The organism is Rhizobium sp. P1_E6 (assembly GCF_056405875.1).
This window is the reverse complement of record NZ_JBFUBG010000331.1, coordinates 1-784: the sequence shown is the minus strand read 5'-3', so window position 1 is coordinate 784 and position 784 is coordinate 1. Positions and strand designations below refer to the sequence as shown.

Below are 784 nucleotides of genomic sequence, written 5' to 3'. Positions count from 1 at the left end.
ATCGAGGCCTCGTTCTAATTCACGGAGATGTCGAGCAGCGGCTGAACGCCGTGCCTGGCCTCAACCTCCTTAATTTGCGCTCGCCAATGTTTTTTGAAGACCTCTTCTATTTTCTGCCAACAATGACGACAGTTGGGGCGCTCACGTGGCCTATCGCACCGGACTCTTTGATTGATATGGGCGGGACGGCCGACGTCGCCGATGTAGCGGTAGAGCGGCTTGTGGCGCTCGATTTTGGAGGCAAGCAAGTAGTGGAACTTCACGGTCAGCCAGGTCTCACTACCACCAAGATCGCAGACATCATTTCTGGCGCTATTGGTCGTCCCTTTCCGGTCGCACCGTCGTCCAGTGAGGACGATGTGGCAAGAATGATGGAAGCTGGAATTGGTCGAGATTTCTCGATCTTGATGAACGAAGCATGGGAGACGTTCAGCCACGGACCGGTTCGCGAAAGTGGGCGGCCAGGATCTCGCGTYCTGCCGCAATCGATCGATAGGTTCATCGAAAACGTGATTGCACCAGCCATCCTTGCCGCACCTAGAGCGGTCGCAGCCGAATAGCCTTCCTAGCAGCGAGAATCTTCGCAGATACCCGCTGCTAGGGCTCAACGCCAAGCAGCTGGTCGGTACGCCACTACCACGACCCCGGTCGGCAATGTCTCGCACGAGACCAACCTCATGTCTTTTCTGAAAAGAAGAGAGCCCAGGCCCTGCAGGATCGCGGCTGTTGGTTTTCACGCGGAACTGAGCCGGTTTTTCCACCGAGAAGTGAGCCACCTCTGAGT

1 protein-coding gene is annotated in these 784 nt (G+C 56.3%); it reads left to right on the top strand.

Annotation, left to right across the window (positions count from 1 at the left end; all coding sequences use genetic code 11):
* Positions 1-560 (top strand): Rossmann-fold NAD(P)-binding domain-containing protein (locus AC1D35_RS36570; protein ID WP_477942948.1); only part of this gene is annotated, 560 nt, incomplete at its 5' end.
* Positions 561-784: the final 224 nt, after the last annotated feature.